The organism is Streptomyces sp. NPDC015131 (assembly GCF_043079975.1).
In the GTDB taxonomy this organism is placed as follows: Bacteria; Actinomycetota; Actinomycetes; order Streptomycetales; family Streptomycetaceae; genus Streptomyces.
Window position 1 is genome coordinate 133336 of sequence record NZ_JBIBVB010000005.1, and the last position, 22613, is coordinate 155948.

Annotated in this window: 19 protein-coding genes; 8 read left to right on the plus strand and 11 right to left on the minus strand. The window is 72.9% G+C overall.

Annotated elements, in window-relative coordinates; all coding sequences use genetic code 11:
* Positions 1–47: 47 nt before the first annotated feature.
* The 6 genes from ACF08D_RS20765 to ssd are packed head-to-tail and all read right to left on the minus strand — an operon-like array spanning position 48 to position 4565.
* Positions 48–413 carry a TadE family type IV pilus minor pilin gene (locus tag ACF08D_RS20765; RefSeq protein WP_392224220.1) on the minus strand — a complete coding sequence of 122 codons (366 nt, stop codon included), beginning with the start codon at positions 411–413 and terminating at the stop codon, positions 48–50.
* Complete coding sequence (locus ACF08D_RS20770; RefSeq protein WP_392224221.1) at positions 400–639, minus strand: DUF4244 domain-containing protein; 240 nt, start codon at positions 637–639, stop codon at positions 400–402. The genes ACF08D_RS20765 and ACF08D_RS20770 overlap by 14 nt, the downstream gene beginning before the upstream one ends.
* A 26-nt stretch (positions 640–665) precedes the next feature.
* On the minus strand, positions 666–1451 hold the full coding sequence (locus tag ACF08D_RS20775; RefSeq protein ID WP_392224222.1) for a type II secretion system F family protein: 786 nt from the start codon (positions 1449–1451) through the stop codon (positions 666–668).
* Positions 1448–2293, minus strand: coding sequence for a type II secretion system F family protein (locus ACF08D_RS20780; protein ID WP_392224223.1), 846 nt, complete (start codon positions 2291–2293; stop codon positions 1448–1450). Before ACF08D_RS20780 ends, ACF08D_RS20775 begins: the two co-directional genes overlap by 4 nt.
* A complete protein-coding gene (locus ACF08D_RS20785; RefSeq protein WP_392224224.1) occupies positions 2290–3441 on the minus strand; it encodes a TadA family conjugal transfer-associated ATPase in 1152 nt (383 codons plus the stop codon). Before ACF08D_RS20785 ends, ACF08D_RS20780 begins: the two co-directional genes overlap by 4 nt.
* Positions 3438–4565: a septum site-determining protein Ssd gene (gene ssd, locus ACF08D_RS20790; protein ID WP_392224225.1), complete on the minus strand. Its 1128-nt coding sequence runs from the start codon at positions 4563–4565 to the stop codon at positions 3438–3440. Before ssd ends, ACF08D_RS20785 begins: the two co-directional genes overlap by 4 nt.
* 579 nt (positions 4566–5144) lie before the next feature.
* Between ssd and ACF08D_RS20795 the strand changes: the two genes are divergently transcribed.
* A complete protein-coding gene (locus tag ACF08D_RS20795) occupies positions 5145–5975 on the plus strand; it encodes an HAD family hydrolase (RefSeq protein WP_392224226.1) in 831 nt (276 codons plus the stop codon).
* Between the two features lie 735 nt (positions 5976–6710).
* On the opposite strand, the gene ACF08D_RS20800 is transcribed toward ACF08D_RS20795, so the two are convergent.
* On the minus strand, positions 6711–7604 hold the full coding sequence (locus tag ACF08D_RS20800; RefSeq protein WP_392224227.1) for an oxidoreductase: 894 nt from the start codon (positions 7602–7604) through the stop codon (positions 6711–6713).
* 124 nt (positions 7605–7728) lie between these two features.
* On the opposite strand from ACF08D_RS20800, the gene ACF08D_RS20805 reads away from it, so the two are divergent.
* Positions 7729–8715 (plus strand): ATP-binding protein, encoded by a 987-nt coding sequence (locus ACF08D_RS20805; RefSeq protein WP_392224228.1) that lies wholly within the window; start codon positions 7729–7731, stop codon positions 8713–8715.
* A 74-nt stretch (positions 8716–8789) separates the two neighbouring features.
* Here the strand turns inward: ACF08D_RS20805 and ACF08D_RS20810 are convergent, their stop codons facing one another.
* Entirely contained in the window at positions 8790–10067 is a 1278-nt protein-coding gene (locus ACF08D_RS20810) for a hypothetical protein (RefSeq protein ID WP_392224702.1), read from the minus strand.
* A gap of 599 nt (positions 10068–10666) precedes the next feature.
* On the opposite strand from ACF08D_RS20810, the gene ACF08D_RS20815 reads away from it, so the two are divergent.
* The 6 genes from ACF08D_RS20815 to ACF08D_RS20840 all read left to right on the plus strand — a co-directional run bounded on the left by ACF08D_RS20815 (position 10667) and on the right by ACF08D_RS20840 (position 19183).
* The gene (locus tag ACF08D_RS20815) at positions 10667–13225 is read left to right on the plus strand and encodes a bifunctional SulP family inorganic anion transporter/carbonic anhydrase (RefSeq protein WP_392224229.1); all 2559 of its coding nucleotides are present in this window, start codon (positions 10667–10669) and stop codon (positions 13223–13225) included.
* A 228-nt stretch (positions 13226–13453) separates the two neighbouring features.
* A complete protein-coding gene (gene acs, locus ACF08D_RS20820) occupies positions 13454–15409 on the plus strand; it encodes an acetate--CoA ligase (RefSeq protein WP_392224230.1) in 1956 nt (651 codons plus the stop codon).
* A 378-nt stretch (positions 15410–15787) separates the two neighbouring features.
* Positions 15788–17311, plus strand: a complete 1524-nt coding sequence (gene nhaA, locus ACF08D_RS20825; protein ID WP_392224231.1) for a Na+/H+ antiporter NhaA — start codon at positions 15788–15790, stop codon at positions 17309–17311.
* 38 nt (positions 17312–17349) lie between these two features.
* Positions 17350–17844, plus strand: a complete 495-nt coding sequence (locus tag ACF08D_RS20830) for a phage holin family protein (protein WP_392224232.1) — start codon at positions 17350–17352, stop codon at positions 17842–17844.
* Positions 17841–18776: an alpha/beta fold hydrolase gene (locus ACF08D_RS20835; RefSeq protein ID WP_392224233.1), complete on the plus strand. Its 936-nt coding sequence runs from the start codon at positions 17841–17843 to the stop codon at positions 18774–18776. The genes ACF08D_RS20830 and ACF08D_RS20835 overlap by 4 nt, the downstream gene beginning before the upstream one ends.
* A gap of 224 nt (positions 18777–19000) precedes the next feature.
* Positions 19001–19183, plus strand: coding sequence for a hypothetical protein (locus tag ACF08D_RS20840; RefSeq protein WP_392224234.1), 183 nt, complete (start codon positions 19001–19003; stop codon positions 19181–19183).
* 92 nt (positions 19184–19275) lie between these two features.
* On the opposite strand, the gene ACF08D_RS20845 is transcribed toward ACF08D_RS20840, so the two are convergent.
* From ACF08D_RS20845 to nth, 3 genes are all read right to left on the minus strand, one after another.
* Entirely contained in the window at positions 19276–20475 is a 1200-nt protein-coding gene (locus ACF08D_RS20845; RefSeq protein WP_392224235.1) for a MarP family serine protease, read from the minus strand.
* A 79-nt stretch (positions 20476–20554) separates the two neighbouring features.
* On the minus strand, positions 20555–21226 hold the full coding sequence (locus tag ACF08D_RS20850) for an NUDIX hydrolase (RefSeq protein WP_392224704.1): 672 nt from the start codon (positions 21224–21226) through the stop codon (positions 20555–20557).
* Between the two features lie 310 nt (positions 21227–21536).
* On the minus strand, positions 21537–22547 hold the full coding sequence (gene nth, locus ACF08D_RS20855) for an endonuclease III (RefSeq protein WP_392224236.1): 1011 nt from the start codon (positions 22545–22547) through the stop codon (positions 21537–21539).
* Positions 22548–22613 lie beyond the last annotated feature (66 nt).

A 22613-nucleotide genomic window follows, 5' to 3' on the forward strand; every position in this document is an offset into this window, starting at 1 on the left:
GCCGGACCCGAGGAGCGGGGGCCGGCCCGCGCCGGTCATGTCACCGCTCATGACACCGCTCCGACCGTGTCCTCGGCCAGGGCCGCCGCCTCCGCCCGGAGCGTCAGCCGGAGGGGCCCGGGCCCGGGCGTTGGGGCCTCGACCCGTACCCGCCAGAGATCCCCGGCCCGCTCCACCGCCACCCGGGCTCCCTCCGGCGCGGCCGACCGGGCGACGGCCACCGCATCCGCACGTGGCTCCGAACGGGCCGCCGCCCGCGCCCCGGCCCGCGCGGCGTCGACGCACTGAATCTGCGCGGCAGCCGCCATCAGCGCCCAGACGAGGGCCATCGTGAACAGTGCCAGCGCCGGCAGGACCGTGGCCGCCTCGGCGGTCACCGATCCGCGATCGCCACCGACCTCAGAACTGGGCATCGAGCGCCCTCCCGATCAGCGACTCCAGCCCGCCCGACACCACGTCACTCGTAACGATCTTGTACAGCACCGCCGCGAAGGCACACGCGGCCAGCGTCCCCATGGCGTACTCGGCGGTGGTCATCCCCGCGTCGCCGCGTGCCCTTCGCCTCCGCAGGCCCCACGCGCGCGCCGCCCGTGCCCGGGCCGCCAGAGTCTTCCGCGCCGTCGTCGTCCAGTCAGCCATCACAACCCCCATGAGATGTCGATCCGTCACAGCAGTTCGCTCGCCAGTCCGATGACCACCGGCGCCACCCCGACCGCGAGAAACGCGGGCAGGAAACACAGCCCCACCGGTGCGGTGATCAGCACCTGGGCCCGCTGAGCGCGGGCCGTGGCCCGGCGGGCGCGGTCCGCCCGTATCGCTGCCGCCAGCCGGCCCACCGCCTCGGCGGCCGGGGCGCCCGAGGCGCAGGCTCGCTCCATGCAGCGCGCCAGTTGTCCGGCGCCGGGTGTGTCCCCGAACCGGGCCCACACGTCGGCCGGTTCGCCGCCGAGCCGCAGCTCGGCCGCCGCGCTCGCCAGCCGGTCCCCCACAGGGCCGCCCAGGGACTGCCCCACGGCTTCCGCCGCTTCGCGAGGCCCCGCCCCGGCGGCCAGGCACGCGGCCAGCAGGTCCGCCGCCAGAGGCAAGCCGCGTGCGGCCTCACGGTCCTCCCGGGCCCCCTCCGGTCGCGGACGCCGCTGCCACTTCCGTACGCCGTACGCGGCCGCCGCTCCGAGGAGGAGCCCGGCGAGCCCGCCGAACAGCACCCAGCCCGCGACCACGGACCCCACCGGCCCCACCCACGGCCGCGCCGACGACACGACCCGAGGCCACCAGGACCTTCGCCCTTCCTGCCGTGAGCCCGCGATCGCGGCCATCCGCCCGCGGACGCGCCGCTCCCGCCGCGCCGACACCACTGCCCAGAGCAGCCACGCCAGGCCGGCCGACACGGTGACGAAGGGCCACAACCACACCAGGACCCACGGCCACAGCCCCAGGGAAAGCTCTTTCATGACTCCTCCCCCGCGGCCCGGACGACGCGCCCCGCCCACCACAGCCCCAGGCCCTCCAGGCACCCGCCCACCGCCAGACAGGCCAGCCCTGCCGGGGTGTGGAACAGCACGCGCAGGGGATCGGCGCCGAGCGCCCAGCCCATCGCGAGACCCACCACCGGCAGTACCGCGAGCAGCGCGACCGTCGCCCAGGACCCCGCCAAGAGGGCCTTCAGCCGCTCGTGCTGGTCCCGCCGCTCCACAAGGGCGGCCTCCAGCCGGTCCAGGCCGGCCGCGAGACCGGCCCCGCCGTCCACCGCCACCTGCCAGCAGGCCGCCAGACCCGCCAGACCCTCCGCGCCGGGCTCCCGCGCCGCCCGCCGCAGCGCCTCCGGCACGTCCCCGCCGAACCGTGCCGCCGCCAGCACTGCCGCCTCCTCACCGCCCAGCGCCCTCGTCGTGCGGGCCGCCCAGAGCAGCGCCTGACCGGGATGCCATCCGGCCCGCAACTCCCCCGCCATCGCCCCGCAGAACGCGATCACCGCGTCCACGCGCCGTTCGCGCTCCTTCGCCCGCTCCCGGGCTCGCAGCCGCCGCCCGACCAGAGGCATCGCGCAGGCGCCCGCGACCAGCGGCAGCACCGACCTCGCGGCTACCGCCACAAGCGCGGCCACCACCAGGCACAGCCACTCCCGCCGCAGACGAACGGCGGGCGTCCGCAGCCGCCAGGACCAGGCAGCGGCGCGCGGAGGCTCGCCGCCGGCCAAGAGCAGACGGGCCCGCCGTGAGGCGCCGCCACGCTCCAGCAGCAGCCAGGCGGCGGCCCCCGCGCACACCGCCGCGTACACCGGCTGTCCCGTCACCACCGCTCACCCCCGATCAGCGACCGCAGCCGCTCCCAGCCCCGCTCCCGGACGAACCCGTCGACTCCCCACCTCAGAGCGGGCACCGTGCCCACCAGGCCGCTCGGCTCCTGCTCCAGCACACGCACCTCGGCGATCCGGCGCCGTCCGGCCCTGTCCCGCGCCAGGTGGATCACCGCGGACAGGCCGGCCGCCACCTGGCTGTGCAGTGCGGCCCGGTCGAGGCCAGCGGCCGTGCCCAGCGCCTCCAACCGGGCCGGCACATCGGCGGCGGTGTTGGCGTGGACCGTGCCGCAGCCGCCCTCGTGGCCGGTGTTCAGCGCGGCCAGCAGGTCCAGGACCTCGGAGCCCCGCACCTCGCCCACCACCAGCCGGTCGGGCCGCATCCGCAGCGCCTGGCGCACCAGGTCCTGGAGGGTGACCCGGCCCGCCCCCTCCTGGTTCGGCGGCCGGGCCTCCAGCCGCACCACGTGCGGGTGGTCGGGCCGCAACTCGGCCGAGTCCTCGGCCAGAACAATCCGCTCCCGCTCACCCACCAGCCCGAGCAGTGTGGACAGCAGCGTCGTCTTTCCCGAGCCCGTCCCACCGCTGACCAGATACGACACCCGCGCCTCCACCAGCGCCCGGAGCACCAGGTCCCCACCCGGCGGAACCGTCCCCGCCACGGTCAGCTCCTCCAGCCGGAAAGCCCGCGGCCGCACCACGCGCAAGGACAGGCAGGTCGAGCCGACCGCCACCGGCGGCAGCACCGCGTGCATCCGGGTCCCGTCCGGGAGCCGCGCGTCCACCCAGGGCCGGGCGTCGTCCAGCCGCCGCCCGGCCACCGCCGCCAGCCGCTGCGCCAGCCTCCGTACCGCCGAGGCGTCCCGGAAGACGAGCCCGGACAACTCCAGCCCCGCGCCGCGGTCCACCCACACCCGGTCCGGCGCCGAGACGAGCACATCCGTGACAGCGGGATCGGCGAGCAGCGGCTCCAGCGGGCCGGTTCCCACCAGTTCGCACCGCAACTCCTGTGCTGCTCCCAGCACTTCCGCGTCGCCCAGCAGCCTGCCCTGCGCCCGGAGCGCCGCCGCGACACCGGCCGGTGTGGGGTCCGTGCCGCTCTCGACGAGCCGCTGACGAACGGATTCCAGCAGCCCGCCCGTCATGACGTGCCCTCCGTCGCCAACGCCTGCTCCCAGAAGGCCGCGCAGAACGCGCCGAGCGGACCACGCGCGCCCTCGCCCGGCGGTGCGCCCGCGTCGAGGGCCGCCATGAGGCCGCCGTCCCGGGGCAGTTCCCCCACGAGGGGCAGTCCCAGCACCTCCGCGATCCACCGGTCGTCGACACCGGCGGCGTACGGCCCGCGCACCACCACCCTCACGTCCCGCACCGCGGCGCCCAGGAGGACGGCCACCCGCTTGGCCGCCGCCACCGCCCGCAGCTCACCGGGCACCACAAGCAGCCCCAGATCCAGCTGGGCCAGCGCTTCCGCCGTGACCTCGTCCGCCTGCCGCGGCAGGTCCACGACCACCACACCCCCGCGCCGGCGCGCGGCCGCCAGCACCGAGCGCATCGCCTCCGGCCGCACGGACACGGGGTCGCCCCGGTCCCAGCTCAGCACCCGGAGCCCGCCGAGCGAAGGCAGCGCCTCCTCCAGCGCCCCACCCGCGACCCGGCCCTTCGAGGCCGCGAGATCCGGCCAACGCAGCCCCTCCGCGCGCTCGCCTCCGAGCAGGACGTCGAGCCCTCCGCCCAGCGGGTCACCATCCACAAGAAGCGTCCTGTGGCCCCGGTGCGCGGCGGTGACGGCCAGCGCGCACGCCAGCGTCGACGCCCCCGCACCACCTCGCCCGCCGACCACACCGACCGTCAGCGCCTGCCGCCCGCCGCCCTCGACAACATCGGCGATCCGGTCGACGAGCCACCCCTCGGCGTCGGGCAGCCGCAACACGCACTCCGCCCCGATCTCCACCGCGTGCCGCCACACTTCGGGATCACCCGGCTCCCGCCCGACCAGCAGTACGTCCCGCCGGCGCATTGCGCCACGACACCGCGCGGCGGCGTCGTCCCCCACCAGGACCAGCGGTGCGGCCTCCCAGCTCGCCCTGCGTTCGGGAAGCGCGTGGTACACCTCCGGGTGGGCGCCCGCAGCGGCGCAGAGCCGCAGCAAGTCGTCCAGCAGCTCCGTGTCCTCGGTGACGATCAGCGGCCCGGCCCGGCGCTCCTCGGCGGCGGGCACGAGGCCCGGCGCGCCCTGGGACGCCTCGTCCGAAGCGATGTTTCCAGCCATGGTCGATTCCCCCTTCTCCTCCGTCCGGCCGCGATGGCGCGGCCGCGGTGCCGTGCGGTGCCGAGAGGCCACCGCCCGTGCTCCGCGCCTGTCGCCCCACCTCGCCCGCGCACGATCTCGGCTCGCCTTCACGGGACGAGATCTCCGCGATTCCTTCGGCGAAGGACTTCGCGACGGGAAACACGGTGCTGGACTTCCGGAAAAGAAGTGGATCTTGGTCGAAAACTGTGGACAACTCACCGGTTGTGAATATCTCGCTCACCCATACCAGCGACTTCCACAGAGCAGCCTATCGGCTACTCTGAGTGACGAAGCGGGGGCGTGCCGGCTCCCGGCCGCATCGAGGATCAGGAGGGCGCCATGACCGGGTACAACCGCCAGGAGCGGGAGAAAACGCGTCCGGACATGCGACGACCCCCGCCGGGGGGGAGAGCGGGGGTCGTCTCTCCGGCCGACTCGGGGGGGGAGGAGCCGGACCGGGTTAGCACGGTCGCGAACGATCCGTGACTTCCATGGTGTACCCGAGAGCCTTCTCAGGCAAACCCACACGCCCCAGCGTACGCCGAATGGCGGGCACCTATGCTCGGGCTCGTGGAAAACCACTCCTTGCCGCGCACCGCAGCCTTCTTTGACCTGGACAAGACGGTCATTGCGAAGTCATCGACGCTGACCTTCAGCAAGTCCTTCTACCAAGGCGGACTGATCAGCCGCCGCGCCGCCCTGCGGACTGCCTACATCCAGTTCGTCTTCCTGGCCGGGGGTGCCGACCACGAACAGATGGAGCGGATGCGGGAGTACCTCTCCGCGCTCTGCAAGGGCTGGAACGTCCAGCAGGTCAAGGACCTGGTCGCCGAGACCCTGCATGACCTGATCGACCCCATCATCTACGACGAGGCGGCATCCCTCATCGAGGAGCACCACGCCGCCGGCCGGGACGTCGTGATCGTCTCCACGTCCGGCGCCGAGGTCGTCGAACCCATCGGCGAGCTGCTCGGGGCCGACCGGGTCGTGGCGACCCGCATGGTCGTCGGTGACGACGGCTGCTTCACCGGGGAGGTGGAGTACTACGCCTACGGCCCCACCAAGGCGGAAGCGATCCGGGAGCTGGCCGAAACAGAGGGGTACGACCTCTCTCGCTGCTACGCGTACAGCGACTCGGCCACCGACCTCCCCATGCTCGAGGCAGTCGGCCACCCCTACACGGTGAATCCGGACCGCGCGCTGCGCCGGGAGGCGGCGGCGCGGGACTGGCCGGTTCTGGTCTTCAGCCGTCCGGTCCGGCTCAAGCAGCGGCTGCCCGCCTTCCGGATGCCGCCGCGCCCCGCGCTCGTGGCAGCCGCGGCGGTGGGCGCGGCTGCGGCCACGGCCGGCCTGGTCTGGTACGCCAGCCGCCGGCGCCAGACCGCGTAGCCGCCGGCGGCCGAGGCGGTGCGCCTGCGCCGATACGGCACGTCGGCAGCAGATAGCGGGGCTCGGCAAAGGCGGTAGGGGCCGGCGGCTACGCCCTCCTTCTGCACCTGGTTGCGGCTTCGCCGAGGTGCGACCCGCGAGCGTGGCCCTCGGATGTACCCCTTGGGCCGGGGGTCCCGGGGTGGCGGGTGCCAGCGGAGTGCGGTGCGGCCAGCGGGGCTCCGGGTGGGGCGCCCGGGCTGGGTCGTAGGGCGCGGCACCTCCTGGCGGGTGCGCAGGCACCAAGCAGCGGCCCCTCCGGTCGTACGCGGGTGCCGCATGAGGCGGCCCTTCCGGCGGAAGCACTGGCGCCGGACCGGGGCGTGGGTGGGGTCGGCGGGCCTGCCGAAGCGGATAGGTAACCGGCGAAAGGTAAAAAGTGGAGGCAGGGGTTTCGAATCACTCGTGACGGTAGTACAAAGGACTTAACGGCCCGCGAGACCAAGGACATCCGAAAGGATCACCTGTTGAGCAAGAAGGCCCCACGGACCGAACAGCACGGAAGCTGAGCACCCACGCGACGTCGACCCGTCGATTACGGGCCAGCCGCACCAGGTGTCGGGCAAAGTATCCCCGCCTGATGGGCACATAACGAGGACGCTTGGTAACTCAATGGACGTGCCAGCGGCGGTACCGCCCTCGCGGTACCGCCGCAACCCTGTGCAATGCAGGTACAGCCCCCGTCTCCGCCGTCGGTTACGCGGCTCCGCGCTGCAGGGCCTCGCAGACCGCCGTGGACTCCCGGACTCCCAGCTCCACCGCCCTGCCGCAGTGGGCGATCCAGGCGGCCATGCCGTCCGGGGTGCCGGAGAGGTAGCCGTCGAAGGCGGCGACGTAGGCCGCGCGGCCCTGCTCGGCGTGGCCGACCTCCGCCGGGCAGATCGCCTTGGGGTCCAGTCCGCTGCCGATCAGCACGATGCGCTCGGCGGCCCGGGCCACCAGGCCGCTGTACGAGGTGAAGGGCCGGAGCGCCAGCAGCTCGCCGTGCACGATCGCGGCCGTGACGAGTGCCGGGGCGGAACTGCCCCGGACGATGAGGTCCGCGAGTCCGTCCAGTCGGCCCGCGACCTCGTCGGCGTCCGGCAGCGGGGCCTCGATCAGCGGCTCGTGGACGGGCTCGCCGTCGCGCCGGGGCCGCCCCACCGCGTCGGCGGAGCCACCGGCCGCCGGATCCGCAGCCGCAGCCGCAGCCGCACCCGCACTCGCGTCCGCGTCCGGCGTCCGGCCGGGGGCCGATGCAGCGACCAGGTGGAACCGGGCCAGTACGCGCATCGGCGACTGCCGCCAGATGGACAGCAGTTGCCCCGCCTCGGCGGACAGGCGCAGCGCGGCACCGACGGTCCGCGCCTCGTCGTCCCCGCCGAAGTCGGTGCGGCGGCGCACCTCCTCCAGCGCCCAGTCGGCGCCGGACAGGGCGGCCGAGGCGCGAGCCCCGCGCAGCGCCGCCTCGGAGGTCACCTCATTGCTGCGGCGCCGCATCACGCGGTGCCCGTAGACCCGGTCGACGGCCTTGCGGACGGTGTCCACGGCGTCGGGCACACCGGGCAGCGCCCCCAACGCGACCAGGGGGTCAGCGGGATTCGTACTCATAGGTAGCGAGGCTACGCGCCCGGCGTGCCCGCCCCGGTGCCGAGTGGTCTTCCTCATACACACCACGAACCGGATCGGCAACCTCAAGCAATCATGTCATTACCCTGAGCTACCCTTGCTGAATATGAAGATCGCTTTCGTAGGGAAGGGCGGCAGCGGCAAGACCACGCTGTCCTCGCTCTTCATCCGTCACCTCGTCGCCAACGAGGCCCCCGTCCTCGCCGTGGACGCCGACATCAACCAGCACCTCGGAGCCGCTCTCGGTCTCGACGAGGCGGACGCGGCGGCGCTGCCCGCGATGGGCGCGCACCTGCCGCTGATCAAGGAGTACCTGCGGGGCACCAACCCGCGGATCCCCTCCGCCGAGACGATGATCAAGACGACGCCGCCCGGGGAGGGGTCGCGGCTGCTGCGGATCGAGGAGTCCAACCCGATCTACGACGCCTGCGCCCGCCCGGTCCAGCTGGACGACGGGGAGATCCGGCTGATGGCGACGGGGCCGTTCACCGAGTCCGATCTCGGAGTGGCCTGCTACCACTCCAAGGTCGGGGCGGTGGAGCTGTGCCTGAACCACCTGGTCGACGGGCCCGACGAGTACGTGGTGGTCGACATGACGGCCGGGTCGGACTCCTTCGCGTCGGGGATGTTCACCCGGTTCGACATGACGTTCCTGGTGGCCGAGCCGACCCGTAAGGGCGTGTCGGTCTACCGCCAGTACAAGGAGTACGCGCGCGACTTCGGGGTCGAGCTGCGGGTCGTGGGCAACAAGGTGCAGGGCATGGAGGACGTCGACTTCCTGCGCGAGGAGATCGGGGACGACCTGCTGGTGACGGTCGGTCACTCGGACTGGGTCCGCTCCCTGGAGAAGGGGCGCGTGGCGCGGTTCGAGCTGCTGGAGGCCGAGAACCGGATGGCGCTGCAGTCCTTGCAGAACGCGGCGGAGGACTCGTACCGGCACCGGGACTGGGAGCGGTACACCCGTCAGATGGTGCACTTCCATCTGAAGAACGCGGAGAGCTGGGGCAACGCGAAGACCGGGGCCGACCTGGCGGCGCAGGTCGACCCCGGTTTCGTGCTCGGGGAGGGGCTCGGCGCGGTTCAGCCGGCCTGACGGCGGGTCGCGGCCGGGGCCCCTCCGGATCGGCGGGACCCCCGGATCGGCGGAACCCCCGAAGCGGCAGGACCCTACCGAGCGGCGGGACCTTCCCCAGCAGGACCCTCGAGAGCGGCAGCGCCCCCGGTGGTGGCGGCGCCGGCCGGGGCGGCAGCGGCGCCGACCGGGGCGGCGGGGGACGCGGCGGTGGCCGGCCGGGCGGCGAGGAAGCCCGGCCAGCCGCCCTTCGGCGCCTCACCGACCTTCAGGGTGCGCAGCTTGGCCAGGACGTTGGGGTCCTGGGCGTCCAGCCAGTCGGCGAGCTGCCGGAAGGACACGCACCGCACCTCGCTGCGGCCGCAGACGTTCGCGATGGTCTCCTCGATGGCCCGCATGTACGTGCCGCCGTTCCACGACTCGAAGTGGTTGCCGATGATCAGCGGGGCGCGGTTGCCGTGATAGGCGCGCTCGAACGCCTGGATCATGCCGTCGCGGAACTGGTTGCCCCAGAACTGGTGCATCGAGGGCGCGCCCTTGGTGGTTCCCGACTGGTTGACCAGGAAGTTGTAGTCCATCGACAGCGTCTCGAAGGCGCGGCCGGGCACCGGGATCATCTGCAGCGAGAGATCCCACAGGCCCTGCTCCTTGCCCGGCCACACCTGGTTGTTGACCCCGCTCGTGTCGTAGCGCCAGCCGAGCTGCGACGCGGCCCGGATCAGATTGTCGCGACCCTCCAGGCACGGGGTGCGGGCCCCGACGAGCTCGGTGTCGTAGTCGAACGGCAGCGGCTTCTCGGACGCCAGGCCCGCATTGGTCTTCCACTGCTTGACGAACGCCTTGGCCTGGGCGATCTCGCTCTTCCAGTCCTCGACGGACCAGGTCCCGACACCGCTCTCCGGGCCGCAGAAGTGCCCGTTGAAGTGGGTGCCGATCTCGTTGCCCTCCTGCCAGGCGCCGCGCAGTTCGCGGACGGTGGCCCGGATGCCCTCGGTGTCGTTGAAGCCGATGTCCGAGCGGCCGGGGGCGTGGCCGGGAGGCACGTACAGCTTGGCCTTGTCCTCCGGCAGCAGGTAGACGCCGCTGAGGAAGTACGTCATGGTCGCGCCGTGCTTCTTGCCCACCTTGCGGAAGTGGGAGAAGAGCTTCTGGCTGTCCTCGCCGGCACCGTCCCAGGAGAAGACCACGAACTGCGGCGGCCGCTGGCCGGGCTTGAGGCGCTCCGGCTTGCGCAGTCCGGGCTGGGCGCCAGTGTACGCGGTGGAGCCGTCGCCGATCAGGCGGACCACGCTCTTGGGCGCGCCCACCCGCTTGGGGCCGGCCGCGCCTTCGGAGGGCTCGTCGAGCGCGCTGCAGCCGGTCAGTCCCGTCATCACGGCCACCGCCACGCCGGCCGCGACGGTGACGCCACCGGCCGGGCGCCCGCGCAGGGCGGCCTTGCGGCGTGCCGCCGCCGTACGCCGCAGGACGGCCGCCCGCCGCGCCCTCGGGTCCCGCTCGTCGCGGGCGGCCGTGTCGTCCGCGACCCGTCCGGCCCGGTCCGCACCACCGGCACCGCCGACACCGTCGGCGGGGCTCGTGGCGCCGGCATCGCCTGCGTGGCCAGTGGGGCTGGTACGCGCGGCGTACGGGTCGGCGGCGGGGCCGTGCCCGGCGGTCTTCTTCGTGGCGGCCATCTTCCGCCCACCCTTCTCGTGGTCCACGGAGTCACTGCTGCGAGTGCCGTCAACGTCGCACCACGGGTGGGGTGTGAAGATACGACAAGCCGTACTAGAACGACTAATCACTGAATCAAGTGAAAGATTGCCCTATTTGCCTCGAAAATAATGCCGGAGTCTTTACTCTGCATTACGATTCATTTACACAGAGTTGGCAGCTCCCGCCGCTGCACGCCGTGACCCACGGCCGCGACCCGACGTTCGTTCGACCCGCACGTACCCGCGACCGCGCCGCCCCGGAGGAGACGGGAAACATGACTGCCTGCGTCCCGCCCCGTACGCACGACACCACAGACTCCGCGAGCCGCCCCGGCCGTACGCTCCGCGCCGCCGCGAGGCGCCGCTTCACACGGCCGCACAGCCCACCGCCACCGGGCGGGGGACGGCGGCGGTTCAGGGTGGCGGGCGCCGATGTGTCGGCGTCGATCGCCGTCTTCCTCATCGCGCTGCCGCTCTCCCTGGGCATCGCCCTCGCCACCGGCGCGCCGCTCCAGGCCGGACTGGTGGCCGCGGCCGTCGGCGGGCTGGTCGCCGGGCGGCTCGGGGGCTCACCGCTCCAGGTCAGCGGGCCCGCCGCGGGGCTGACCCTGGTCACGGCAGAGCTGATCCAGACCTACGGCTGGCGCACCACCTGCGCCATCACCGTGATGGCGGGCCTGGCCCAACTCGGGCTGTCCGCGCTGCGGGTGGCCCGCTCGGCGCTCGTGGTCTCCCCCGCGATCGTGCACGGCATGGTGGCGGGCATCGGTGTCACCATCGCGCTCGCCCAGCTCCATGTCGTCCTGGGCGGTACACCGCAGAGCTCCGCCGTGGACAACTTCCTCGGGTTACCCGCCCAGTTGGCCGACCTGCACCCGGCCGCGCTGTCGGTGAGCGCCGTGACCGTGGTCCTCCTGCTCGCCTGGCCGCGGCTGCCCGGCCGGGCGGGGAGCGTGCTGCGGAAGGTCCCCGGGGCGCTCGCCGCCGTGGCGGCCGCGACGGTGCTGGCGGTCGCCGCCGGGATCAGCGTACCCCGTGTCGACCTGCCCTCCTGGAGCAGCCACGCGCTCCCCGGGCTGCCCGAGGGCCCCGTGCTGGGCCTGGCCACCGGCGTCCTGACCATCACGCTCGTCACCAGCGTGCAGTCCCTGCTGTCGGCCGTCGCGGTCGACAAGCTGGCGGCGGCGCGCAAGAACACCACGGTCCACGTGCCCCGCTCCGACCTCGACCGGGAGCTGGCGGGCCAGGGCGCGGCGAACATCGTGTCCGGCGCGCTCGGCGGGCTGCCCGTCGCCGGTGTCGCCGTGCGGAGCGTGGCCAATGTGTCGGCCGGTGCGGTAAGCCGGCACTCCACGATGCTCCACGGGCTGTGGATCGTGCTGGCCGCCCTCGTCCTCGTCCCGGTGCTGGATCTGATTCCGCTGCCGGCGCTCGCCGCGCTGGTCATGGTCATCGGCATCCAGATGGTGAGCATCACGCACATCCGCAGCGTCACCCGCCACCGCGAGGTGCTGGTCTATGCGGTGACGGTGTCCGGGGTCGTCCTGATCGGGATCCTGCAGGGCGTGGCGCTCGGGATCGTCGTGGCCAGCGCGGTCGCCATGCACCGGCTGACCAGGACGCGGATCACCCACCGGACCGAGAAGGGTGTCGAGCACATCCGGGTGCGGGGGCAGCTGACCTTCCTGGCGGTGCCCCGGCTGACCCGGACGCTGCATCAGATCCCGCAGGGTGCCAGGGTGGTCGTCGAGCTGGACGGCTCGTTCATGGACCACGCGGCCTACGAGACGCTCCAGGACTGGCAGACCTCGCACACCGCCCGGGGCGGCGAGGTCGAGATGACCGGCCGGGCCGGTTTGCGCATCGCCGAGCCCGGCGCCGGCGCCCACGCCTGCTGCCGCCCCTGGACGCCCTGGCGCAACCACCACTGCGGCGAGCACCCGGAGGCCGGGTCCGCACGGCAGGTGAGGGGGGATCAGCTGGCCAGCGGGCTCAGCTCCTTCCAGCGCAACACCGCGCCGCTGGTGCGCGAGGAGCTGGCGCGGCTCGCGCGCGAGGGCCAGCGCCCCTCGCAGCTCTTTCTGACCTGCGCCGACTCCCGGCTGGTCACCAGCATGATCACCGCCAGCGGCCCGGGTGACCTCTTCACCGTGCGCAACGTCGGCAACCTGGTGCCGCTGCCCGGTGAGGAGAGCGGTGACGACTCGGTGGCGGCCGCGATCGAGTACGCGGTGGAGGTGCTGCGGGTGCAGTCCATCACCGTCTGCGGCCACTCGGACTGCGGTGCCATGCGGACCCTGATGAGCACCAGCCCGGGCGGGGCGCCCACCCCGCTGCGACGCTGGCTGCGGCACGGGCTGCCCAGTCTGGAGCGGATGCGGGGGGAGGACGGGCCGGGCGGCTCACGGGCGGGAGCCCGGGTGCGGCTGTTCGGCAGTCCGGTCGGCGACGGCTCGGGCAGGCCGCCGGCGGACGCGGTCGAGCGGCTGTGCCTCGCCAATGTGGTCCAGCAGCTGGAGCACCTGAAGGCCCACGAGGCCGTGGCGCGCCGGCTGGCGGAGGGCACGCTGGAGCTGCAGGGCATGTACTTCCACGTCGGTGAGGCCCAGGCGTACCTGCTCTCGGAGTCCGGCAGCGGTGACGACACCAAGGACCGTACGGACGGTACGGACCGCACGGATGCCAAGGACCGTAAGGCCGGTACGGGCCGCACGGACGGTGCGGAGAGGGTGTGCGAGTGGGTGGCTCCGCCCGCGCACCAGGCCCCGGACGGTGCCGCCGCTCATGCACTGATGTCGTCGTCCGCCGCGTCCAGGGAGGGCGCCCCGGCCTGAACCTCCGGCCGGCCGCGTCCGTGGAAAGGGGCGGTGGCCCCTTCTCCCCACCGCCCGGGGAGGAGGGGTCACATGCCCCGCCGTCCCCGTTCACCCCGTCGGCCGATGCTCGCGCACCCCGCCACCCAAGAGGTCTAAACCAATGGGCGGGAAGCCCTTGTCACCCGGGCACTTGGCTGATGAGCTATGGGCTGGGACACATCGGACGCCCCGGGAATGGGAGATGTCGTGAGCAACGAGAGCCTGGCCAATCTTCTGAAGGAGGAGCGGCGGTTCGCACCGCCCGCCGAGCTGGCTGCCAACGCCAATGTGACGGCGGCCGCGTACGAGCGGGCCGAGGCGGACAGGCTCGGCTTCTGGGCCGAGCAGGCGCGGCGGCTCAGCTGGGCCACCGAACCGACCGAGACCCTCGACTGGTCCAACCCGCCGTTCGCCAAGTGGTTCGCCGACGGCCGGCTGAACGTGGCGTACAACTGCGTGGACCGGCACGTCGAGGCGGGGCACGGCGACCGCGTGGCCATCCACTTCGAGGGCGAGCCGGGCGACAGCCGGGCGATCACCTATGCCGAGCTCAAGGACGAGGTCTCCCGGGCGGCCAACGCGCTGACCGAGCTGGGCGTCCGCAAGGGCGACCGTGTCGCGGTGTACATGCCAATGATCCCCGAGGCGGCCGTGGCGATGCTCGCCTGCGCCCGGATCGGCGCCGCCCACTCGGTCGTCTTCGGCGGCTTCTCCGCCGACGCGGTCGCCTCCCGCATCCAGGACGCCGACGCCAAGCTGGTCATCACCGCCGACGGCGGCTACCGGCGCGGCAAGCCGTCCGCCCTCAAGCCCGCCATCGACGAGGCCGTGGCGAAGTGCCCGCAGGTCGAGCACGTCCTGGTGGTGCGCCGCACCGGCCAGGAGACCGCGTTCACCGAGGGGCGGGACGTGTGGTGGCACGACGTCGTCGGCCGCCAGCCGGCCGAGCACACCCCCGAGGCGTTCGACGCGGAGCACCCGCTCTTCATCCTCTACACGTCCGGTACGACGGGTAAGCCGAAGGGCATCCTGCACACCTCCGGCGGCTACCTCACCCAGGCGGCGTACACCCACCACGCGGTCTTCGACCTCAAGCCGGAGACGGACGTCTACTGGTGCACCGCCGACATCGGCTGGGTGACGGGGCACTCGTACATCGTGTACGGCCCGCTGGTTAACGGCGCGACGCAGGTGATGTACGAGGGCACGCCGGACACCCCGCACCAGGGCCGCTTCTGGGAGATCGTGCAGAAGTACGGCGTCACGATCCTCTACACCGCCCCCACCGCGATCCGCACGTTCATGAAGTGGGGCGACGACATCCCCGCGAAGTTCGACCTGTCGAGCCTGCGGGTGCTCGGGTCGGTGGGCGAGCCGATCAACCCCGAGGCGTGGATCTGGTACCGGGAGAACATCGGGGCCGGCAAGACCCCGATCGTGGACACCTGGTGGCAGACCGAGACCGGCGCGATGATGATCTCGCCGCTGCCGGGCGTCACGGAGACCAAGCCGGGCTCGGCCCAGCGCCCGCTGCCGGGCATCTCCGCCACCGTCGTCGACGACGACGCCAACGAGGTGCCGGACGGTGGCGGCGGCTACCTCGTCCTCACCGAGCCGTGGCCGTCCATGCTCCGCACCATCTGGGGCGACGACCAGCGGTTCATCGACACCTACTGGTCCCGCTTCGAGGGCCGGTACTTCGCCGGTGACGGCGCCAAGAAGGACGACGACGGCGACATCTGGCTGCTCGGGCGGGTGGACGACGTGATGCTGGTGTCCGGCCACAACATCTCCACCACGGAGGTGGAGTCCGCGCTGGTGGCGCACCCCAAGGTCGCCGAGGCGGCCGTCGTGGGCGCGGCCGACGAGACGACCGGGCAGGCCATCGTGGCCTTCGTGATCCTGCGCGGTACGGCGAGCGAGGACGAGGCCCTGGTGAACGACCTGCGCAACCACGTGGGCGCGACCCTCGGGCCGATCGCCAAGCCCAAGCGGGTCCTCCCGGTGGCCGAGCTGCCCAAGACGCGCTCCGGCAAGATCATGCGCCGGCTGCTCCGTGACGTCGCGGAGAACCGTCAGCTGGGCGATGTCACCACCCTCACCGACTCGTCGGTCATGGACCTGATCCAGTCCAAGCTGCCGAGCGCCTCCAGCGAGGACTGACCCGGCCGGCTCAGGAGCCGGATGACCGGCTGCCCCTCCACAGCCTCCGGCGGGACCGCCCCCAGCGGCCCGCCGGAGGCTGTGCCATGTGCGCGGTGCGCGGAGGGCCGTGTGCGCGGTGCGCGGAGGGCCGTGTGCGCGGTGTCCGGACGGCCGTGTGCGCGGTGCGGCGGAGGGCGGCCCGGGCGGGCGGCGCCTCAGCCGCGCGTGCCGAGAGCCGGGTTCATGAATAAAGTGACTTTCGCCGGATATGCCCTCGCGCACGCCGGGTAGGGTAAGGACCACGTCAACAACACGACAATATTTTTCAGGGTGCGCCGGGAAGTCTGGTCGGCATGTGATTCGCCATGCCCGCCGAACCGACCGGAGGTCCACCCCGTGGCCGCGCAGAAGTCCAGCACCCAGCAGCCCGGCGCCCCGAACGAGGCGCCGCAGAGCGCGCCGCGCAAGTTCCTCGCCGCGCTGTCGCTGCCCGAGCGGACGTACGTCGCCGACGCGCTGCGCGCCGAGACCGTCGGCGGCGTCCTGCTCCTCGTCGCGGCCATCGCCGCGCTCGTCTGGGCGAACACCCCGATCAGCGGCAGCTACGAGGCGGTGCGCGACTTCCACATAGGCCCGGCCGCCCTCGGGCTGGACCTGTCCGTCCAGCACTGGGCGGCCGACGGGCTGCTGGCGATCTTCTTCTTCGTCGCGGGCATCGAGTTGAAGCGCGAGCTGGTCGCGGGCGAGCTGCGCGACCCCAAGGCCGCCGCCCTCCCCGTGATCGCCGCGCTCTGCGGAATGATCGCCCCCGCTCTCGTATACACGCTGGTCAACGTCCTCGGCGACGGTTCCATGGACGGCTGGGCGGTGCCCACCGCCACCGACATCGCCTTCGCGCTGGCCGTGCTCGCCGTCATCGGCACCTCGCTGCCCTCGGCGCTGCGGGCCTTCCTCCTCACGCTGGCCGTCGTGGACGACCTGTTCGCGATCCTGATCATCGCGGTGTTCTTCACCAGCGACCTGAACTTCGCCGCGCTCGGCGGCGCCGTCGCCGGTCTCGTCCTCTTCTGGGTCCTGCTGCGCACCGGCGTACGCGGCTGGTACGTCTACGTCCCGCTCGCCCTGGTCGTCTGGGGCCTGATGTACAACAGCGGCGTCCACGCCACCATCGCGGGCGTCGCCATGGGCCTGATGCTGCGCTGCACCCGCCGCGAGGGCGAGGACCACTCGCCGGGCGAGCACATCGAGCACCTGGTGCGGCCCCTGTCGGCGGGCGTCGCGGTGCCCCTGTTCGCGCTGTTCTCGGCGGGCGTGGCGGTCTCCGGCGGCGCGCTGGCCGACGTGTTCACCCAGCCGGAGACGCTCGGTGTGGTGCTCGGCCTGGTGGTCGGCAAGGTGGTCGGCATCTTCGGCGGTACGTGGCTGGCGGCCCGCTTCACCAAAGCCTCGCTCAACGACGACCTGGAGTGGGCCGACCTCTTCGCCGTCGCCGCGCTCGCCGGCATCGGCTTCACCGTCTCCCTCCTCATCGGCGAGCTGGCCTTCGCCGGCGACGCCGCGCTGACCGACGAGGTCAAGGCCGCCGTGCTGACCGGCTCGCTGATCGCCGCCGTCTTCGCCGCGATCCTGCTGAAGCTGCGGGTACGGAAGTACCAGGCGCTGCTCGCGGAGGAGGAGCGCGACGACGACATGGACGGGATCCCCGACCTCTACGAGCAGCACGACCCCGCGTACCACCTGCGCATGGCGGAGATCCACGAGAAGAAGGCCGCCGAGCACCGGCGCCTCGCCGAGGAGGCCGCCGCCGCTCTCGCCGAGAGCGGGACGGGCGCCTCAGGGACCGGTGCGGGTTCCCAGGCGGGTTCCGACGCGGCGGAAGTGGCGGGGGCATCGCACACCGACGGCGACCGTCCGGCATGATCTGAGGTCGGACCGTAGGAGAGAGAGGGAGCGAGACGATGAGCTACCCCGCCGACAAGGGTGGACCCGGCGCCGAGCGCAGCCTCGGCCAGCTGGTCGCCTCGGCGACCGCCGAGATGTCCGCGCTGGTGCACGACGAGATCGCGCTGGCCAAGGCCGAACTGCGACAAGACGTCAAGCGCGGCGCGATGGGCGGGGCGGCGATGAGCGTCGCGGGCGTCTTCGCCCTCTTCTCGCTGCCCGTGCTGAGCTTCGCCGCCGCGTACGGCATCCACAACCTGGGGCTGGGCCTCGCCTGGTCCTTCCTCATCGTCGGCGGCGCGTACCTGGTGCTGGCCGGGCTGCTGGCGCTGCTCGCGGTGGCCAAGTTCAAGAAGGTCAAGCCGCCGGAGCGGTCCATCGCCTCCGCCAAGCAGACGGCCGCCGTCCTCGGCAACGCCAAGCCGCACCCGCGTGAGACCGCCGTCGGTCCGATTCGTCCCGCCCTTCCGGTCGGGGACGAGCCGGAGGTTGTGGCACGCTCGTCCGCATGACCGTCCCTGAGAGCAGCACCGGCAGTCCCGTACGGATCGACGGCCCCTGGACCCATCGTGACGTGGCGGCCAACGGGGCGCGCTTCCACATCGCCGAGATGGGCGACGGCCCGCTGGTGCTGCTGCTGCACGGCTTCCCGCAGTTCTGGTGGACGTGGCGGCACCAGCTGCCCGCCCTCGCGGACGCCGGCTTCCGGGCGGTCGCCATGGACCTGCGCGGCGTAGGGGGCAGCGACCGTACGCCCCGGGGCTACGACCCGGCGAACCTCGCGCTCGACATCACCGGGGTCGTACGCTCCCTCGGCGAGCCCGACGCCGCGCTGGTCGGGCACGACCTGGGCGGCTACCTGGCGTGGACGGCGGCGGTGATGCGGCCGAAGCTGGTGCGCCGGCTCGCGGTCTCCTCGATGCCGCATCCGCGCCGGTGGCGTTCGGCGATGCTGTCGGACTTCGCCCAGACCCGGGCCGGGTCGTACGTGTGGGGATTCCAGCGCCCGTGGCTGCCGGAGCGTCAGCTCGTCGCCGACGACGCGGCGTTGGTGGGGCGGCTGATCCAGGACTGGTCGGGCCCCGGGCAGGAGCCGGCCGGGGACGCCCTCGACGTCTACCGGCGGGCGATGGCGATCCCCTCGACCGCGCACTGCTCGATCGAGCCGTACCGGTGGATGGTGCGGTCGCTGGCCCGCCCCGACGGGTTCCAGTTCAACCGCCGTATGAAGCGCCCGGTGCGGGTGCCGACCCTGCATCTGCACGGTTCGCTGGACCCGGCGATGCGTACGCGCAGTGCGGCGGGGTCGGGCGAGTACGTGGAGGCCCCCTACCGCTGGCGGCTGTTCGACGGGCTGGGCCACTTCCCGCACGAGGAGGACCCCGTGGCCTTCTCGGCCGAACTCATCAACTGGCTCCAGGACCCGGAGCCGGACCGCCGCTGAGGCCGCTGAGGCCGCTGACGGCCACCCACGGCCGTTGACGGCCACTCAGGCTCGCTTGGGCCGCTGACGGCCACTCTCACGGCCGCCTGGGCCGCCGGCCGGCGGCGTACGGTCCCGCGTACGCCGGGGCGATGGTGTGACGAACTGCCAATTGCCCGGCGCATAGGCCAATTGGCGGTCCCCGGGGCGGTTACCGACCATGGGTGCCGGGCAAACGTCGGGGTATGGGCTGGACGCACGACTACGCTGACTCAGCACGTAACCGCCGCTCGGCCTCCGGGCCGACCCCTCCGAGGAGCGGCCCTCCGGCCGGACAGGGGCCCGACCCCCGCCTCGGCATCTCCCGCATCCTCCGCCGGCGGGCCCGCTGGGTCTCGGCCCGCCTGAGGCACACCGCCCGCGACTGAGCGCACCCCGGCACCGATCAGGAGCGCGCCACCACAGCTTCGGCCCGGGGCGCGCTCCCCTCTCGCCCAGCCGGGGCGCGCTCCCCTCTCGTCTAGAGGGCGCAGCCCTGGCTGTCGACCTGCTGGTTGGCGGTCCGGCCGAGCTCGATGTCCTCGCGGATCTCGTCCGCCGTCAGGGCGTAGCCGGTGTCGGGGTCGTCCAGGGACCTGGCGAAGATCACCCCGTACACCTCGCCGTCCGCCGTGAGCAGCGGGCCGCCGGAGTTGCCCTGGCGGACCGTCGCGTACAGCGAGTACACGTCACGGCGCACCTCGCCCCGGTGGTAGATGTCCGGGCCGTCGGCGTTGATCCGGCCGCGTACGCGCGCGGAGCGGACGTCGTACGCGCCGTTCTCGGGGAAGCCCGCGACGATCGCGTCGTCGCCGCTGCGGGCGTCCGCGTCCGTGAAGCGGAGCGGCTTGGCCTTCAGGTCGGGTACGTCCAGTACGGCGATGTCGCGCTGCCAGTCGTAGAGGACGACCTTCGCGTCGTACCGCCTGCCCTCACCGCCTATCTGGACGGTGGGCTCGTCGACGCCGCCGACGACATGGGCGTTGGTCATCACCCGGCGCTCGGCGAAGACGAAGCCGGTCCCTTCGAGGACCTTGCCGCAGCTCGGCGCCGTACCGACCACCTTGACGATCGACGACTTGGCGCGGGCGGCCACCGGGCTGCCCGCGAGCGCCGGGTCGGGGGCGCGGACCTCGGTGATCGGCTCGTTCGCGAAGGGGCTGAAGACCTGCGGGAAGCCGTTCTGCTTGAGGACCTTGGCGAAGTCGCTGAACCAGGCGTCCGGCTGCCCCGGCAGCGCGCGGTCCACCCCGAGCAGCACCTTGGAGTTCCGTACCTCCTTGGCGACGGTCGGCAGGGTGGTCTGCGCCAGGAACGAGCCGAGCAGCCACGCCACGAGCAGCATGGCGACGACGTTGACCAGGGCGCCGCCGGTCGCGTCGAGCGCGCGCGCCGGGGACCAGGTGATGTGCCGGCGCAGCTTGTTGCCCAGGTGGGTGGTGAACGCCTGCCCCACCGAGGCGACGACGATCACGATGGCGACCGCGATGATCGCGGCGGTCGTCGACACCTTGGCGTCGCCCGTCAGCGGCCCCCAGGCGAGCGGGAGCAGATAGACCGCGACGAGACCGCCCCCGAGGAAGCCGATCACCGACAGGATGCCGACGACGAAGCCCTGGCGGTACCCGACGACCGCGAACCACACGGCGGCGACCAGCAGCAGAATGTCCAGCACGTTCACCGTCATTAGCCTCGCAGATTCGTCTCCGGTAGCCCCAGTCGCCCCGTCCGGCCGCGGAGCACAGCGTCAGCTCAGCCTGTCATGAGCGCCAGTCGAGCGGGACCTGCTTCTCCCGGTCCCACGGCCGCTCCCAGCCGGCGAAGTGGAGGATCCGGTCGATCACTCCCGCCGTGAAGCCCCAGACCAGGGCCGATTCGACCAGGAATGCCGGACCGCGGTGGCCGCTGGGGTGGACGGTGGTGGCACGGTTCGCCGGGTCCGTGAGATCCGCCACGGGCACGGTGAACACGCGGGCGGTCTCGGCCGGGTCCACGGCCCGGAACGGGCTCGGGGCCCGCCACCAGCCGAGGACCGGGGTCACCACGAAGCGGCTGACGGGGATGTAGAGGCGGGGCAGCACACCGAAGATCTGTACGCCGGCGGGGTCGAGGCCCGTCTCCTCCTCGGCCTCGCGCAGCGCCGCCCGCAGCGGGCCGTCGGTCTCCGGATCGCCGTCCTCCGGGTCGAGGGCGCCGCCCGGGAAGGAGAGCTGCCCGGCGTGCGAGCGCAGGCTCCCGGCGCGCTCCATCAGCAGCAGCTCGGGCCCGTGGTGCCCCTCCCCGAAGAGGATCAGCACCGCGGACTGGCGGCCTCCACTCTTGGGCGGCAGGAACCGGCTGAGCTGCTCGGGCGCCACGGTCCGCGCCGCCCGCGCCACCGGCTCCAGCCACGCGGGCAGCCCGTCGGCCCGGACGGCGGGGGCGGGCGGCAGGGCGCCCGGGGCGGCCCCGGTCGCGTCGGGGCGGGCGGCGGCGTCGGGAGCCCCGGCCGCGTCGGGGGCCCCGGCCGCGTCGGGGTGGGTACGACCGGAGGGCCCGGTGCCGGGACCGGGGGCGGGGCCCGGAGCGGCGCCGGCGCCCTGGTGGGCGGCCGCGCCCTGGTGGGCGGCGCCCGCGCGCAGACCGGGCTCACGGCCCTGCGCCTGTGCCCGTGCCTGCGTCTGCTGTGCCTGTGCCGGTCTCTCCGCGCGCGTCATGAGCACCCCCGGCTGCCCAACGCGCGGCCGCCACCGCTTCGTTCCGTCACTCGTCACCCGTGCCGTCACCGGTGCCCAGCGGTGCCGCCGGGCGTCCCGGGTAGTCCGGGGGCGGCGCCAGGCGCTGGCCCGGGTAGCCGCCCATCTCGTACTTCAGGAGCTTCTTCGCCTTCTCCGGGTCCGTCTCGCCCTCGCCGTACGCCGGGCAGAGCGGGGCAATCGGGCAGGCGCCGCAGGCGGGCTTGCGCGAGTGGCAGATGCGCCGGCCGTGGAACACGACCCGGTGCGACAGCATCGTCCACTCCGACTTGGGGAAGATCGCGCAGATCTCCGCCTCGACCTTCTCCGGGTCCTCCTGCTCGGTCCACTTCCACCGGCGTACCAGCCGGCCGAAGTGGGTGTCCACGGTGATGCCCGGCACCCCGAAGGCATTGCCCAGGACCACGTTCGCCGTCTTGCGGCCGACCCCCGGCAGCGTCACCAGGTCCTCCAGACGGCCCGGGACCTCGCCGCCGAAGGTGTCCCGCAGAGCCGTGGACAGGCCCAGCAGCGACTTCGCCTTGGCGCGGAAGAAGCCGGTCGGGCGGATGATCTCCTCCAGCTCCTCCGGTGCCGCCGCCGCCATGTCCTCCGGTGTCGGGTACGCGGCGAACAGCGCGGGCGTCGTCTGGTTGACCCGGAGGTCGGTGGTCTGGGCCGACAGCACGGTGGCGACGAGCAGCTCGAAGGGGTTGCGGAAGTCCAGCTCGGGATGGGCGTACGGATAGACGTCCGCCAGCTCCCGATTGATTTTGCGGGCCCGGCGCACCATCGCCAGATGCGACTCCGGCTTCCAGGGCTTCACCGCCGGGGCGGGCGCCTTGGCAGACGCCTTCGCCGCCTTCTTGGCGGGCGCCTTCTTGGCAGGTGCCTTCTTGGCGGGTGCCTTGGCTGCCGTCTTCTTGGCCGGCTTTGCGGACTGTGCCGACTGTGCCGGCTTGGAAGCCGACGTCGCCTTCGTCGCCTTCGCCCCGCTCTTCGACCGGCTGGCCGATTCGGAACCCTTCGCAGACTTCATCACTTTGTCCGCTTTTGTTACTTTCTTCGGCGTGGCCGACACTTGTTCGCCCACAGCGGAATTCTG